14 protein-coding genes are annotated in these 16,136 nt (G+C 55.0%); 7 read left to right on the plus strand and 7 right to left on the minus strand.

The window, feature by feature from the left end; genetic code table 11:
• Window positions 1–149: 149 nt before the first annotated feature.
• Together hemC and asnS are read right to left on the minus strand one after the other, a co-directional pair.
• Complete coding sequence (hemC, locus tag FUA23_RS09345) at window positions 150–1,034, minus strand: hydroxymethylbilane synthase (RefSeq protein ID WP_147930474.1); 885 nt, start codon at window positions 1,032–1,034, stop codon at window positions 150–152.
• Window positions 1,035–1,100: 66 nt separating this feature from the next.
• Entirely contained in the window at window positions 1,101–2,534 is a 1,434-nt protein-coding gene (asnS, locus tag FUA23_RS09350) for an asparagine--tRNA ligase (RefSeq protein WP_147930475.1), read from the minus strand.
• Between the two features lie 329 nt (window positions 2,535–2,863).
• Between asnS and FUA23_RS09355 the strand changes: the two genes are divergently transcribed.
• From FUA23_RS09355 to FUA23_RS09380, 6 genes are all read left to right on the plus strand, one after another.
• The gene (locus tag FUA23_RS09355) at window positions 2,864–3,409 is read left to right on the plus strand and encodes a hypothetical protein (protein WP_147930476.1); all 546 of its coding nucleotides are present in this window, start codon (window positions 2,864–2,866) and stop codon (window positions 3,407–3,409) included.
• Between the two features lie 103 nt (window positions 3,410–3,512).
• A complete protein-coding gene (locus tag FUA23_RS09360) occupies window positions 3,513–4,079 on the plus strand; it encodes an RNA polymerase sigma factor (protein WP_187270950.1) in 567 nt (188 codons plus the stop codon).
• Window positions 4,066–5,448 carry a hypothetical protein gene (locus FUA23_RS09365; RefSeq protein WP_147930478.1) on the plus strand — a complete coding sequence of 461 codons (1,383 nt, stop codon included), beginning with the start codon at window positions 4,066–4,068 and terminating at the stop codon, window positions 5,446–5,448. Before FUA23_RS09360 ends, FUA23_RS09365 begins: the two co-directional genes overlap by 14 nt.
• A 310-nt stretch (window positions 5,449–5,758) precedes the next feature.
• On the plus strand, window positions 5,759–6,385 hold the full coding sequence (locus FUA23_RS09370; RefSeq protein ID WP_147930479.1) for a peroxiredoxin: 627 nt from the start codon (window positions 5,759–5,761) through the stop codon (window positions 6,383–6,385).
• A 354-nt stretch (window positions 6,386–6,739) separates the two neighbouring features.
• Entirely contained in the window at window positions 6,740–8,083 is a 1,344-nt protein-coding gene (locus tag FUA23_RS09375; RefSeq protein ID WP_147930480.1) for an MBL fold metallo-hydrolase, read from the plus strand.
• 4 nt (window positions 8,084–8,087) lie between these two features.
• The gene (locus FUA23_RS09380; protein ID WP_147930481.1) at window positions 8,088–9,371 is read left to right on the plus strand and encodes a hypothetical protein; all 1,284 of its coding nucleotides are present in this window, start codon (window positions 8,088–8,090) and stop codon (window positions 9,369–9,371) included.
• Between the two features lie 50 nt (window positions 9,372–9,421).
• Here the strand turns inward: FUA23_RS09380 and FUA23_RS09385 are convergent, their stop codons facing one another.
• From FUA23_RS09385 to FUA23_RS09400, 4 genes are all read right to left on the minus strand, one after another.
• Window positions 9,422–10,039 carry a thioredoxin family protein gene (locus tag FUA23_RS09385; protein WP_147930482.1) on the minus strand — a complete coding sequence of 206 codons (618 nt, stop codon included), beginning with the start codon at window positions 10,037–10,039 and terminating at the stop codon, window positions 9,422–9,424.
• Between the two features lie 197 nt (window positions 10,040–10,236).
• Complete coding sequence (locus FUA23_RS09390; RefSeq protein ID WP_147930483.1) at window positions 10,237–11,052, minus strand: Cof-type HAD-IIB family hydrolase; 816 nt, start codon at window positions 11,050–11,052, stop codon at window positions 10,237–10,239.
• A 130-nt stretch (window positions 11,053–11,182) separates the two neighbouring features.
• Window positions 11,183–13,240 carry an NADPH-dependent 2,4-dienoyl-CoA reductase gene (locus tag FUA23_RS09395; RefSeq protein WP_147930484.1) on the minus strand — a complete coding sequence of 686 codons (2,058 nt, stop codon included), beginning with the start codon at window positions 13,238–13,240 and terminating at the stop codon, window positions 11,183–11,185.
• Window positions 13,241–13,333: 93 nt separating this feature from the next.
• Entirely contained in the window at window positions 13,334–14,026 is a 693-nt protein-coding gene (locus FUA23_RS09400) for a hypothetical protein (RefSeq protein ID WP_147930485.1), read from the minus strand.
• Between the two features lie 261 nt (window positions 14,027–14,287).
• On the opposite strand from FUA23_RS09400, the gene FUA23_RS09405 reads away from it, so the two are divergent.
• Window positions 14,288–15,382, plus strand: coding sequence for a hypothetical protein (locus FUA23_RS09405; RefSeq protein ID WP_147930486.1), 1,095 nt, complete (start codon window positions 14,288–14,290; stop codon window positions 15,380–15,382).
• A 30-nt stretch (window positions 15,383–15,412) separates the two neighbouring features.
• On the opposite strand, the gene FUA23_RS09410 is transcribed toward FUA23_RS09405, so the two are convergent.
• Window positions 15,413–16,114, minus strand: coding sequence for a hypothetical protein (locus tag FUA23_RS09410; RefSeq protein WP_147930487.1), 702 nt, complete (start codon window positions 16,112–16,114; stop codon window positions 15,413–15,415).
• Window positions 16,115–16,136 lie beyond the last annotated feature (22 nt).

Consider the following 16,136-nt stretch of genomic DNA (forward strand, 5'->3'; position numbering starts at 1 on the left):
CTCCCCAACCCCCAGGGCTAACGCATAGGATTCGATTTTAAGCTTTTAGTTCAAGATCAAACCCTATGCGTTGGCCTTGAGACAGTGCCCTCCCCCGCTCTCAGAAGTGGGTCATTGCACCGGCGTACGCGCCTGAAAAAGCAATTGGTTTATCCTTTTAGTTCAGCAACCACCCGTTCTGCCAATCCGGCCCGGGTACTGAGTGATAGCTGCACCCGTTTCACCGGTGCGTGCTCGTTTTCGGCGAAAGCCGCCCATACCCGGTAGTTACCCAGTTGGTCTTTTTCACAGTACACGCCCAGCGGCATAGAGCAGCCGCCTTCCATCATGTTGAGCACGGTGCGCTCAACGTTGGTACACTCCCCTACTTCGAGGTTGTGCAGCGGTGCGAGTTGCTTACGAATAGCGATGGCGTCTTTGCGGGTTTGGATGGCCATTACGCCTTGCCCCGGTGCGGGCACAAACTCACGTGGACTTGGCTCCACCACTACCATGTCGGAAAGGTCAATTTCCAACCTTTCGAGGCCGGCGGCGGCGAGCATGACGGCGTCCAGTTCCCCGGTGCGGGCTTTCTCCAGCCGCGTCGGTACGTTGCCACGGATGTCGACCGGCACCAGGCCGGGATGCAGCTCGCGCAGCTGCGCCTTGCGCCGGTTAGAGCTCGTACCGATGGTCGCTCCGTCGGCCAGTTTGAAGGGCTTGCCCTCCACGGCTTTGTCTTTATGGATCAGGATCAGGTCGCGCACGTTGGCGCGGTAGCTGAGGGCCGCCAGGGTCAGGCCTTCGGGCTGCTCGGTCGGCATGTCCTTCAGGCTGTGAACGGCCAGGTCGATGTCTCCGGCCAGCAGATGATCTTCGATCTCCTTGGTGAAGAAGCCTTTGCCCTCCAGCTTGTCGAAGCCGAGGTGCTGAATTTTATCGCCCTGGGTTTTGATGATTTTCAGCTCACTGTCTATGCCCAGCTCCTTTAGTTGAGCCTGGACGAAGTGTGCTTGCCATAGGGCTAGTTTTGAGCCTCTTGTACCTATTATCATTGGTTGGTATTGTTCCGCAGCCTTCAGGCTGCGATGAGTTGACGCAGCCTGAAGGCTGCGGAACAGTTAGAAGTCGGCCGTCTTCGGTGCCCGGGGGAAAGGAATTACGTCGCGGATGTTGCCCATTCCGGTTACGTACATCACCATCCGCTCGAAGCCGAGGCCGAAGCCGGCGTGAGGACAGCCACCGAATTTACGCAGGTCCAGGTACCAGGCCAGTTCGTCTTCGTGCACGTCCATCTCCTTCATCCGGGTGCGGAGTACTTCTTCGCGCTCTTCACGCTGGGAACCGCCGACCATCTCACCGATGTAGGGGAAGAGGATGTCCATCGCGGCAACAGTTTCGTTGTCGTCGTTGAGGCGCATATAGAAGGCCTTGAAGCTTTTGGGGTAATCGCGCACGATGACCGGCTTTTTGAAGTGCTTCTCCACCAGCCAGCGTTCGTGTTCGGCTTGCAGGTCTGTCCCCCACTCTACCGGGAATTCGAATTTCTTTTTCTTGTAGGGCTTACTGCGCTGGATCAGGTTGATCGCCTCGGTGTAGGTGATGCGGGCGAACTCGTCTTTGACGGTAAACTCCAGCATCTCGATGAGGCCCATCGGGCGGCGCAGTTCGGCCTTCATGTTCTTTTCAGCCTGCTTGATGCGGGCGTCGAGGAATTCGAGGTCGGCGCGGTAGTTGTCGAGGCAGTAGTTGATGAGGTACTTCAGGAAGTCCTCGGCCAGGTCCTGATCGTTGTCGATGTCGGCGAAGGCGATTTCCGGCTCGATCATCCAGAACTCGCTCAGGTGGCGGCTGGTGTGGCTGTTTTCGGCGCGGAAGGTGGGCCCGAAGGTGTAAACCTTGCCCATCGCCAAGGCTCCGATCTCGGCCTGTAGCTGCCCGGAAACGGTAAGGTGCGTGCCCTTACCGAAGAAATCCTGGCTGTAGTCCACATTGCCGTCCTCGTCTTTTGGCGGGGACGCAGGATCAAGGGTCGTTACCCGGAACATCTCCCCTGCTCCCTCAGCATCGTTGCCGGTGATGATCGGCGTGTGCAGGTAGTAAAAGTTGCGGTCGTTGAAGTACTTATTGACGGCGTAGGCCAGCGCGTGGCGGAGGCGGAAAACAGCGCTGAAGGTGTTTGTCCGCATCCGGAACTGCGCGTTTTCGCGCAGGAACTCCATCGTTTGGCTCTTGGCCTGCAGCGGGTATTCGCTCAGGTCAGCAGCACCGTGGATGGTGATGGACTTGGCGACCACCTCTACGGCCTGTCCGCTGCCCTGACTTTCGACCAGTTCGCCCGTCACGCCCACACAGGCGTGGAAACCGATGGCGCGGATGGTCTCTTCGTCGAAGTCCTCTCCGTTCACCACCACTTGAAGGGTTTCAGCTCCGGAGCCATCATTTAAAACCATAAACCGGTTGCCGCGCCAGGCGCGGACCCAGCCCATTATGGTTACATCTTCGCCTACCGTTGGCGACTTTAATACATTGGCTATTTCCTGACGGTGGATCATTCGCTTGCTTGTTTGAGGGCGCGAAGATAAGAACATCGTCAGGTAGTGTTGTAGTTGCAGGGTCAAATAGTCTGAGGGAGCATTAACTCTGCTGAATCCTTACCACAACTAAAGTTGCCGCCTGTAACCTGCCAAGTCCCTTCAGGGCTCCTGCGCTCAGACGAAGTTGATGGTTAATAGCCTCCCCTAAAACCCTTCCCTGCACCCGCGTTCCCGCAAAAAAATAAATAAAACGGTCTGCCCTGTCACATTCCTTCGGCCACCGGCATATGGGTGAATGTACCCAACATTCCCACACGGCACCAATGTGCCGCAACAAAAACCAAAGCATGATCCGTTCTACCCTTTTTTCCTTATTCTGCCTCTTCGCCCTCGGCTTCGCCGTAAGCTCCTGCGACGGCGACGAAGTCGACCTCACCAACCAGCAAGTTGATCCTCCGGTGATCGAAGTGGAGGCCGGCACCCTGAACTATACCATCAACGGCAACCCTGTGCTGGACACCGGTTTTGGATTCGTCTGCCGCACCGATACCATTGGCATGCTCACCCACAGCTACGTTGCCACCAACGTCGACGTTTCGGGGCTGAGTGATACCAACAACATTGTGCCCGTTGCCCAGGGCGATGTACTCATCCATGGCTACACCGTAGATGTAAACGACATCGACTACACCTACCTTTCAATAATGGTGCCGATTGCCGTTGGCGAACTTGAACGTGCCCAGTGCTCAGATTGCGACATCACGATGATCGAAACCGATGGTATTGTTTCCGGCACCTTCTCCGGCACGGTGAATACCTCCAACCCTGATTCCGTTTTCGTTATCACCGACGGTACATTTGAGCTACCGCTCATTGAACTGGTCTGCGACTAACAGGCCCTGCTACTAAAATCCATTTCAACCTGAGTATTACCTTCCGTTCCGTCCATCAATTATGGACGGGACGGTTTTCTTCACTACCTCAATTTCTCCGCGCTTGCCCGAAAGAGAAAACGAAGCACAACTGCTGGCCGAATGTCGGGCCGGGAAAGATGCGGCCTGGGGCCGCTTCTACCAGCTTTTCGGTGGCTACGTCTACAGTCTCTGCCGGCGGTACGGAGTTGCCGAAGGCGAGATCGTGGACACGGTGCAGGAGGTTTTTGCGCAGGTATTTCTTAACCTCAAAAGCTACGACCCGGTGAAGGGTGCATTGAAGCCGTGGGTGCGCGCCCTGGCCATCAACATCGTACTGATGCACCTGCGCAAACAAAGCCGGGGGCGCATCGTGTACCTCGAGGATTACTCCGACGACGTACAGGTCTCCGGGCGCGGAGTACTGGACCAGCTCAATCAGGAAGCCTTGCTGAGCATCGTAGCGAAGCTGCCGTTGAACCTCCGCCTCGTGTTCAACCTTTCGGTAGTGGATGGTTACAGCCACCGGGAGATCGCAGAGCGCCTTACGATCAGCGAAGCCACCAGCCGGCAGCACCTGACCCGCGCTAAGCAATGGCTGCGTCGTCATCTTTCTCAACCCTCCGTAAAGCAAGCATATGGCCTATTCTGATCAGCACTTTGAGGATGAACTGCGCGAGAAGCTCAGCCAGGACACACCATTGCCTCCGGGCATGGACTGGGAGGCCATGCGCAAAGGAGTGCATCAGAAAGTAGAGGCTCAACGCAAAACGAAGCGGCCTTTCCTTCCCTGGTGGCGGCCGGGAATAGGGATCCTCCTGCTGTTGCTCGCAGGGCTTTGCGGCTATCAGCTCAGAAACGCCAGTATTTCCCAGCAGGATGCTCCGTTGAAGGATGAAACGAATATCCCTGATAATCCGACCGACCCAACACCTGAAATTCAGGACGCTACGGGTTCTGTACTTACCGACATCGAATCAGGAACAGACAGCCAACAACCAGAAAAGGAAGCCGGACAACTGCCCCAGCCTTCCACTTTCTCACCAACGAATGCCGCACCTGAAAAAGATGGACCGGCTTCTGCGGGTCTCCCGACAACTAATGTTCAGATTACCACCGGTAAGACAAACGACCTCCAGAAACCTGACCCCGTAGTTTCTGCCGACAACGCTGTCGTTACAACCAAGAACGCAGCAGAAAAAGTTGATGCATCGCTCCGGAGTGAAGCCCTTCCGCGGCTTCCCTTTCAGCAGTACACCCTCATTGCGGAAGGAGAATTCCTGCCCGATCCCGAAGTAAAACCCGCTCTTACTACCAACGAAGAACAAGCAACTGTTGAGGCCAAAGGCTGGTTTGTCGACCTGGTGATGGGCACGCAATTCGCTAGCTTAGATTACGAGGGAGATGACTCGGCTTACGCGGCCTTGCGTTCCGAGACAGCGGCTGCTTTGCCGGGTCATCACCTGGCCTTTAGCGTTGGTAAAAACATCAATGAGCAGTGGCATATCCGGTCGGGTCTGGCTTACGACCGCATTCGCACCCTCACCGAATATGAGGGCATGCGGACGTTTGACTCTACCTTCCTCAACGTACCCTTGCGGGTACGGGTGAACGGCGACACCATTTTTGGCGCAGCGGCGCTGGGGGTCACGGAGTTTCGCGAGATTCAGTCTTTCCAGCGGGAGGAGCGGCTTACCGTCCCCATATTGGTGGGCCGTAACTTTCAGTTCGGTCGCAGCCTGCTTACCCTGCGGGCGGGGCCGGAGTTTGGTCTACTGATTGGTAGCGGGGGGAAAGTGCTTACGGCGGACCGTAGTGTCCGCCTCTTGACCGATGACGACTTTCAGCGGCTTACCATCAGTGCTCGCCTGGAGGGCGAGCTGGCGGTGCCACTCGGGGCGAAGTGGCCCCTGCTTATTGGCCGGATTGGAATCCGGCGGGAGTTTGGCGGTGGCCAGCTCGAAATCCGGCGGACGGGAGGTTCGGTGGTCGGAGGGCTGGGGATTCGGTGGTCGCTTTAGGCGAGGCACAGCCAGGGTAATCCTGACGGAGAGATTTAACAATGAGGAATTGAACGGTGCTCAAAACCGACCGTTGCACCTGCGACCGCGCCTTCTGGTAAAACAGGCTGACGTGGGCGCGGTCGCAGGTGCAAAGACAAGTTGAAGGAGCTGTACTGAAAATGTTTTTCCGGTTTGGCGTAACGTTTTTTCGTCTTGTGAATAAGATCACAAAGCCCAAGGCAACACCCCCATACTTTTGCTGCTGTAATAGATAATTAAACACTAAATAAATACAGTTATGCAAACGGATTCCCCCACAATGCCCTCCATGCCAAGAATTGGTGACAAGGCTCCCGATTTTAATGCGGTAACCACCACGGGCAAATTGCAATTTTCAGAATACGCCAAAGACAGTTGGGTTGTAATGTTCTCGCATCCGGCCGATTTCACCCCGGTGTGTACGACCGAAATGTCGGCCTTCGCGGTAGAAAAAGACTGGTTTACTGAGCGTAACACCAAACTTCTCGGGCTCAGCATCGACAGTATCCACTCCCACCTTGCCTGGGTGAACAACGTCCGCGAAAAGACCGGCGTCTACCTCGACTTCCCCATTATTGCTGACATCGACATGTCTGTATCCAAGCTTTACGGAATGTTGCACCCCGGAGAAAGTGCGACTGCCGCCGTCAGGGCCGTTTTCTTCATCGATCCCAAAGGTGTGACGCGTTTGCTGATGTACTACCCGATGAACGTAGGGAGAAATATGGACGAAATCAAACGTGCGCTCGTAGCGCTCCAAACCTCAGACGAGCATAAATGTCCACTGCCCATCGATTGGCGCCCCGGCGATAAGGCGATCGTTCCTCCGCCCAAAACACTGAAGCAACTGGAAGAGAGAAACGCCAATACGGAGTATGAGAAGGTCGATTTCTATCTGGCCAAAAAGGCCATTTAGCCAGAAATCTATTTCTCATCCCCGAGGAGGCATTTCAGACGTTCGCCGGAAAATTGAGGAAGTACTCAAAATCGCCTCCGTGACGGATGGGGTGGCACTGATTCCTTACAGTGCAACAACAGATCAAACAGAAGACTTCCCGGCAGGCAGCAATAACATTGTTGCCTGCCCTTTCGGGCAGCGAAGTATGAGAGCAACTTCCAGCCGGATCGAAGTCAGTTGGTGGCCTCTACGGAGTCTCGAAACTCTGGCAGGAACCGGGTTTACTCCCTTCCGGATTGGGATGGATAACCAAACCTCCTACCCCAGACAACCGTATCAGAAGTAAATCACCTTCACTAAAATTATATACAAATGACCATCAAGCAATTTTTTGACGACGGCCTTGCGCACGCTTCTTACGTGCTCATTGCCAACAGCGAAGCGGTTGTAATTGACCCCGCCCGCGACCCTCAGCCTTATTATGACTACGTGAAGGAACAGGGAGCAAACCTGAAAGCGATCATCGAAACCCATCCGCACGCAGACTTTGTTTCTTCTCATCTGGAGATGTACGAAACGACGGGTGCAACAATTCTGGTGAGCAGCAAAGTTGGAGCTGCGTACGACCACGAGGCGTTTGACGGCGGGAAAACGTTCTCAGTGGGTGATCATACCCTGACCGCTCTGGACACGCCCGGCCACTCTCCCGACGGGATTACGATTCTGCTTACGGATAAGGATGAAAAGCAGATTGCGGCGTTTACCGGGGACACGCTCTTCGTTGGTGATGTTGGTCGCCCCGATTTGCGGGAGTCGGGCGGTGACGCCCGGAGCAAGAAAGAACGTCTCGCCCGGGATATGTACAGCAGTTTGCGCAATGTACTCATGCCCCTCTCCCCGGACGTGACGGTCTACCCGGCGCACGGCGCCGGCAGCCTGTGCGGTAAAGGGCTAAGTGAAGACCGGACCAGTACCATTGGCAGAGAACTGAAGGAAAACCCGGCCCTGCAGCCAATGAGTGAAGACGAATTTGTCTCCTGGCTTCTGCAAGACCAGCCTTTTATACCGAAATACTTCCCTTACAACGTTGAGGTGAACAAGCAGGGAGCTCCTGCGCTGGCACCAAGTCTCGCCAACGTGCAGCGGGAAGGACACGACTATGAACTCAGTAACCCCGAACTGCCAATCATTGATACCCGTGACGAGGCAACCTTCAAACTCGGTCACCTTCCGGGAGCTATAAACATTCAGGATGGCAACAAATTCGAAACCTGGCTCGGCGTTCTGGTCGCTCCAAAGACCCCGTTTTACCTGATCGCAAAAGACGAGGAAGCCCTCGAAAAGGTGATCACTAAAGCAGGCAAGATTGGCTACGAAGGCTTCATTTCTGTTGCCTATACGCAGTTCGAGGCTTCGGCAGAAGCCTCCCTCTCCCCCATCAACCTGACCCACTTCCGTAATAGCCCCGACGACTACACCATTGTAGACATCCGCAACGCCAGCGAAGTAAAAGACGGTAAGTTCTTCCCCTCGGCCATCAACATCCCTCTGCCTGAGTTACCAGACCGGGCCGGCGAAATCCCTACCGACAAATCCGTCGTTGTTCATTGTGCAGGCGGTTATCGCTCCGCTGCGGGATCCAGCATCGTAGCCGCCGAAGTGGGAGACAAAGTCGAAGTCTTTGACCTGAGTGAAGCCGTCAATTCGTTCAAGTAAGGTCATGTCAAAGTACCTGATGCTGCTCTGCTTGCTGATGATATCTGCCAGCCTGAGTGCCCGGCGCGATTCAAGCCGGTTGAATCAGCTACTAGCCGATTATCGAATAAAAATTTCTGTCGGGCTTCAGCTCTGGTCCACCTACTCAAGGGGAATGGAAATGTATGATATGGAGCAAGGAGCATATACCAGCCTTGAAGATCGGCTAAATGTACAACTACGGCGCAGCCGGTTCTCCGTAAGTGGCCAGCCTTACCCTACCCTCCGCTTCAAAGTTACTTCCTCACTTGACCTGGTAGGTCATGATGTTCTGGCAGCGACAGAAGCGGGGGGTAACAACGGAAGCTCCCCTGAATTCCGGATATGGAATGCCTTTGTAAACTGGCAACTGGCTCCTGCCAAGGACGTCCTTTACGCCACGGCGGGCTACTACGTATCCCCGATCGGGCGGGAGAGCAATACCTCCGCGATGCGGAGCATTTCCTTCGAGAAAGCCTGGTCGCAGAACTACCTGCGCCGCCATCTTATCGGAACGGGTCCGGGAAGGGCGATGGGCCTGATGTTGAGCGGACAGTTACACAACAGCAATGGAAAGCGGCACCTCACCTACGAATTGAGTCTGCAAAACCCAATATTCGACACCCTCAGCGGTAACTCTTCGGGAAGCAACTACAGTCCTTTGCTAAGTGCCCGGCTCTCTCTTCATGCGGGTGACCCTGAGAACAAATCCTACTCTTTGGGCCATAAAGTCAATTACTTCGGTAAGCGCAACGGGTTAACAATCAGCCTATCCGCTGCCCGTCAGGGCAAGTCGGCCGGGTTTTCCGCAAATGGAGCATACGGTCTGGAATACTTATACAACAGTCAGGTCGTCCATCTCGACGGGGAGTTTTTCTTCCTCAGCAGGTCCGATGACCGGTTACCGGGCCACGCCCGGTTTGAGGGAAGAACGGGCTATTTCCGAATCGGTAAAAACATACCTCTGCCCCGTGCCCTCACCATGGAGCCTGTAGTAAGTTACTGGTTCTTTGATGGCCCGCTGGAGGCTGCAGATATTCTGGAAGCGACGAGTCTGGGGAGCTTCACTGGATCTGATACCGGACTGGACATTGGGGCGAACCTGTACTTCAGCCCAAACCATAAACTATCCCTGTTTTATGCCTTCCGAATGGGTGATGCCGGCGAGGGAAAACATGAACTGATCGAGAATAATTATTTTCAGCAATCCGGAGTCGGAGCAGTTCGCAGAGGAAATTACTTCGGCGGGGGCTGGGTGGTTATTTTCTAAAGTTATCACGATGCACCGTATTCTTTATTGCCATTGCTAAAAACAGGTAATCATACAACAGCCGACTTCAACACTTCCACCACCTCCCCCTGCGTACTCCGCGTCTTATCCCGCGCGTACCAGGTGTGCAGTTGCTTCTGGAACTCGGCGTACTCTGGCCGCTCGCTTTCGGGGGTCTGCTTATAGTCCATCACCATTTGCTGAGCTGCTTCGGGGCGGGGTCCCCAATTGCCGAGCACGGCTTTGGTTTTAGCGTCCAGGATGATGACTTCGGGGATGGCGCGTGCCCCGTTGGTCAGGAACTTATCCATCAGTTCCAGGTTTTCATCGCGGAGGAGGCAGTACAGTTGGAGGTGTCCGGATTCATCAGCCATCCAGTTCAGGACGGGCAGGATTTGTGCGGCATCGCCGCACCAGCCTTCGGTGAGGACCAGCAGGATGAGTTCGCGGTCCAGAGCAGCCAGAAAATCCGAGGTTTCCCCGGTGAGTTTCGGTTTGCGGTCCAGCCGGTTCATCCGGGCCTGGTTGAGGTGAGCGATTTCTATGTACTGTTCAGACTGGTTGGGGCCGGTCGTTTTGCCTTCGTCCTCCAACAGTTCGGTCAGCATTTGACGGTAACCGGCGTAGGATTGAGCTTTGCTTAGGGAGTCGGTGATCAGAGAAGTCATCGTTGAGTTATTTAGTGGCGTTTAAAGGCCGGGAGGCCGGCTAAAGTTCACCTTAATGGGTTTCTCTGTGTTGCACAGACAGACAGAAACGACCAGTTTTCAGGTGCCTGCCTGCCGTCTACCGTCGCTTTGCGAACGCCAGGCCTGCGCTTTGGTCCCGCTGCTCCTCCGAACGCCCCCTGCACCTGCGACCGCGGCTACTTCATAAATTCTTTCAGTGCCAGCGCCACCCCGTCTTCTTTAGCGGCTCCGGCAGTAATGTTTGCGACCTCGAGCACTTCCGCTCTGGCGTTGGCCACGGCAACGCCCAGGCCTACGCCTTCCAGCATTTCGATGTCGTTGTAATTGTCGCCGAAGGCGACACAATCGGCCAACGTCAGGTCAGGATATTTATGCTCCAGAACCTTACTGATGCCCGTCAGTTTGGATATTTCCTTGCTGGCTATCTCCAGGTAATCGTCTTTAGAGCGGTAAAGGTGGAGGTAATCTCCGTCGGTAATTTTCTCCAGCCTGGCGACCATCTCGTCGATGCCCGCAGGGTCACCCATCACCATTATTTTGTGAGCACTGACGGGCCGGTCGGCCCAGTCCAGCGCCGTTTCCCGGTTACCCCGCATCTGAGGTTTCACACGGGTATTGTTCTCTTCGCGGCGGGCGTAGTGGTCCATTTCCTCTACGTACCATTCCTCACCGTGAAAGAGCTGTACGGACAAGCCGAGTTTCTCGTTGATCTTGCGGATGGTGGCCAAAAAGATGATCGGAATTTCTTGCGAGTGCACCACTTCCCCATCCACAATCACCAGTCCGCCGTTGTAGCAAACCAGGGGCAGGCCGGTAATTCCCAGATCGTCCTGAATCCAGGTCATCGCCTGCGGCATGCGGGAGGAAATGAGGATGAAGGGGATGTTGCTTGCAGCGAGGCGTTTAACTTCCTTTTTCAGCGCAGGGGAAGGTTCACGATCGGCGTTGAGAAGGGTTCCGTCGATGTCGGAGAAGGCAATTTTGTAGGACATGGCGGCAAGGTACAACGGCTGGGCAGTTTTACGCTCCGTGACGGGAGTCGATGGGCGTGCGGGAAGGGCTCTTCGGAGGGCGGGAGTCGACAGGCTAAAAGAATTGGACTGGCGACCCGCCGTTCCATCCTTACAACGCCACCGCTACTTCCCAGGCTTCCTTGATCGCACGCTTAGCGTCGAGTTCTTTAGCGTTCAGCGCTCCGCCGACCACATGGACGTTCACTCCGGCAGCCGTTAGTTTTTTACTCAACACATCCAAAGGTTCCTGGCCGGCACAGATGACTACGCTTTCGACGTCTAGTACGCGCGGCTCGCCGGCTACGGTGATGTGCAAGCCGGCATCGTCGACCTTTTCGTAGGTACACTGAGCCAGCATGTTGACCTGCTTCATGGCAAGGCTGGAACGGTGAATCCAGCCGGTGGTCTTGCCGAGGTTTTTACCGTGCTTGCCTTTCGAGCGCTTCAGGAGGTACACTTCGCGCGGACTGGGCAGCGGCTGGGGGCTTTCGGCCAGCGAACCACCGCGGGCATAAGCCATATCAACGCCCCATTCTTTCATGTACTCATCTACGCTGAGGCTGACGCTGGGGTGGTCGAAGTCGTGGCTGAGGTACTCGGCAACGTCGAAACCGATGCCACCGGCACCGATAATCGCCACTGATTTGCCGACTTTCTTCTTAGCGGCAAGTACATCGGCGTAATCGAGCACTTTGGGATGGTCGATGCCGGGGAAATCGAGTTTCCGGGGCGTTACGCCGGTGGCGATCACGACCTCATCGAAGCTGGTCAGTTCTTCGGCGGTAGCGCGGGTGTTGAGGCGAACGGTTACGCCATGTTTTTCCAGCATCTCACCGTAGTAGCGGATGGTTTGCCGGTATTCCTCCTTTCCGGGGATGACGGTGGCCATCTTGAACTGACCGCCGAGTTTATCGCTGGCTTCGAAGATCGTGACGTCGTGTCCGCGTTCGGCGGCGACGGTGGCGGCGGCCATGCCGGCGGGTCCGGCACCAACTACAGCGATCTTTTTAGCTACGCTGCTGCCTGACTCGGTGGGCGCGGCCGCAGGTGCAACGGACGGATCAGGGAGCAGGGTTTCGTGACAGGCCCGGGGGTTAACGATGCACGAACTCACCTGAAGCGTGAACGTGTGATCGAGGCAGGCCTGGTTACAAGCAATACAGGTGTTGATTTCCTCCGGCTTTTCGGCAGCGGCCTTAGTAACAAACTGCGGATCGGCGAGAAAAGGCCGGGCCATACTCACCATATCCGAGCAACCATCGGCCAGTACCTGTTCGGCCACTTCGGGCGTGTTGATACGGTTAGTTGCAACAAGAGGGATAGACACTTCGCCCATCATCCGCTTGGTTACCCAGGCGAAGCCGCCGCGCGGAACGATGGTTCCGATGGTTGGCACCCGTGCCTCGTGCCAGCCGATTCCGGTGTTGATGATGGTCGCGCCAGCTTTCTCAATTTCTTTGGCCAGGTGAACGACCTCTTCCCAGGTGGAGCCTCCTTCTACGAGGTCAAGCATTGAGAGGCGGTAGATGATGATGAAATTTGGTCCTACGGCTTCGCGCGTTCGCCGCACGATCTCCAACGGAAACTTAATCCGGTTTTCGTACGCCCCACCCCACTCATCGTCGCGGCGGTTGATCTTCGAGACGATGAACTGATTGATCAGGTAGCCTTCGGAGCCCATGATCTCTACGCCGTCGTAGTTGGCCTGTTGGGCCAGTTCGGCGCACTTCACGTAGTCTTTGATGGTTTGTTCTACCTCTTCGCCGGTGAGACCGCGCGCCGGGAAGGGCGAAATCGGAGCCTTCGTATCCGAAGCGGAGACGTTGTGCTCCGAGTAACCGTAACGACCGGTGTGAAGAATTTGCATGCAGATCTTTCCGTCCTCAGCGTGGACAGCATCGGTCACGACCCTGTGTTTCCAGACTTCGTCTTCATTGTCCAGGGGGTGCCCGATGGGCAGCGCCAGACCTGACTTATTAGGGGCTACGCCGCCCGTCACGATCAGGCCTACCTGACCCCGGGCGCGCTCTGCGTAGAATGCAGCGAGGCGTTCGTGGCCTTCGGGGATGTCCTCCAGCATGGTGTGCATGCTGCCCATCAGGACGCGGTTTTTCAGGGTCGTAAAACCAAGATCTAAAGGTTGAAAGAGGTTTGGATAATTGGACATGACTGACTTTTAAAGGGGCAATGTAGCGAATTTTCGCTACTTCTTGGTTATCCGCGAGTGTAGCCCGTGCAGGATATTCGGGCTGATGCTATTTTACTTGTTACCAAACCAATATCCCATACGTAGCCCCAGAGCCAACTCTCCCCTGAACTTACCACCGTGTTGTTTCAGTTCACAGCATCCCCACTCATTGGGTTGTTCCCGGGGAGGGCCAGGATTTTCGATATCCGAGAAACGGTAATGGCGGTAGGCTAATCCGCCGCCCAGATATGCATCCAACATCACACGGTGGAAAACAATCATTTGCCAACCAATTTTAGCGATACCGGAAACCCTTACCCTTCGCTCTAAGGCCTCACCAGCCCAGAAAGAGTTTTGTTCCTCGTCTACCAGGTTTCCGCTGTGTGATTCATGTTTTATGGTTACCGGCACCTCAAAGCCAAGATAAATCAGATCCTCGCTCCATTTCGTTTGGTACCGAAGCTCGGGCCGGAAGCCCAGAAACCGGTAGTCCGGATCAGAATCACCATCAAATACCACCCGTAACTTATCCGTTCCGTATTCCAGATCGAGCAGGTAACTGAAACGTTTGTTTTTGTACTGCCCTCCGAGTCGAATGCGGGATGGGTTGTTTAACAAGCTGAAGGGCATCAGGTGGACGCTGCCCCCAGATGCCTCCGGCGAAAGAACTCTGGCGTGAGAAAGCAAGGTTGCATCATTCTGCCAATTTTGCCCGCTTACAACAGCACTAAGCAAAAATATAAGTTGGAATAATAAATGCTTCATGAACGTAAGTTAAGAACCTCGATTCTGAATTCAAAAAACCAGCTCAAACCAGCACCCCATAAGCCACTGAACTTCGACATAGCGATGGATTGCACAAAAAGAGCAGAGCATCGTTCGGCTTTCTTAAGAAAGCACGCCCGGCACCTGCGGCCGCGCCCAAACCCGCCCGACGATGAATACCATTCTCTCCAAACGGAGTAGCAGCATGCAACCCGTAGCCAGGCATAAAACGTTACAGTTCAAGCACTCACACCCGCCCCCATGCCTATATTCAGCACCTATAATAAAAAATACGCCACCGGTTTCGATAAGATCATCAACCGGCAGCCGCGTGAAAACGCCCTCTACGAAATAAGCACGCTTCTTACCCGGTACGAATCGAACATCCTGCAGGTTCCACTTGAGGAAATTGAAGCCATCGCACGGAAACACCGGATCGACCTTGCAAAAGATTTTCTAACCTTTCGCAAAGACATCTTCCGGGAATACCTGAGGTTTTGCCTGAAAGACTACTACCTGGATTGGAACGAAAAAGAAGAGTTGCGGCACCTGGCCGGGATGCTGTACCTCAGTAATCACGACATCAGCAATGTATTGACCAGCGAACGCAAACGGCTCTTCAAGAAGAAAACCAGGCATGCTGCAAAGGATGGTATAATAACCGAGAGAGAAAAGGCCCAGCTGGCCCGGCTCCGGCATCTACTGGAACTCGATCACGGCATTGCCAAGCGGATAAAACACGAGGTTTATACTCAGCGCTATCAGGCCGCAGTTCGATCGGCAAATGCCGACGAGCGCGTGACCGATGAGGAAATGAAAATCCTCGAGTTCATTGCGGGAAGCATGGGGTTGAAGCGGCCACACCTGGATACCGCCACTTACCGAATGTTCAACCGCTACCGGACCTACTGGCTGATTGAAAACGGACGACTCCCGAAGTACCACCCCGGCATCATCCTCAACCACGGAGAACTGGCACACTTCCGGGGAGCAATAAAGTGGCTGGAGCGCAAGTTGGAGAAGTACACCCACGAACCGCGGGGCTATTCTCATCGTATCCGTTACGCCCACGCGTATGTCTTCAATCACGGACAACTGGAGCCGGCACATATTCCTGAACACGAATATGAGTTCGTAGAATCAGGTGAGGTGTACATAACAAACCAACGCCTCATTTTTACCGGCCATTCCTGCAACCGGGAGGTCAGACTCAGAGACATCCTGAACGTTTTCCCTTATTCAAACGGCGTTGACGTGCAACGTAAAGACGGGCGCAGCCCGTTCTTACAGTTTGATGAGGATGTAGACCTTTTCTCCATGACGCTCAACCGGGTTTTGATGAACGTGAACCATTGAAGATTTCGTCCCGCCGCGGGCGAGCGGCGTTTATTTGCGCCCGAACCAATACCCCATTCTTACTCCGGCCGCCAATTCGGGAACGTAGCGGGTGCCTTCGTCATAAAGGTCATCAGAAAAGAGCTGATCGACGTGAAGGAATTCCTCGGGCGCAGTGGTTGTGCGGGCGGCGTCGGAATAAGTGACGTTGCGTTTGGCTCCGCCAAACCCGAAATAGACATCCAGCATCATCCGTTCCCAGGCGATGTGGCGGATACCAAACTTCGCGATCACGCTTACCCGGAACCGGTCCTGCAGGGCATCTTCCACCCTCAGGCGCCGCCCATCGGCGGCGTCGAAGTCTCCGTCTTTGCGGCGGCGAACCTCCGTGACCGGCACCTCGATACCGACGTAAAAGGGCGTGAAGGTAGGAATGGGATCAAACCTGATTTCGGGGCGAATCCCGATGAAGTTATAATCTGTGTTATTGGGCATCCCGATCAGCCCCTGGGTAAAATCGGAGCCGTGCTCCACATCAATGAGGAAGCCGAAGCGTGAGGGCTTGTACTCGATCCCCGCCCGGAGGCGGGGTAAAAAATTAACGACACTGGCCGGCATCACGTGAATGCTCAGGCCACGCTGCACGATGTGCGTTTCTTCGGGAGTCGAGAAGTTGAGCGGAGAGTCATCCTGCTGAGCAAAGAGAGAGTGTGAAATGCAGAGGGCAAGGGCGGTTAGTAAACTCAGTTTCATGGAGGTAAGGTTAACAACGGGT

It is taken from the genome of Neolewinella aurantiaca (assembly GCF_008014675.1).
Classification (GTDB): domain Bacteria; phylum Bacteroidota; class Bacteroidia; order Chitinophagales; family Saprospiraceae; genus Neolewinella; species Neolewinella aurantiaca.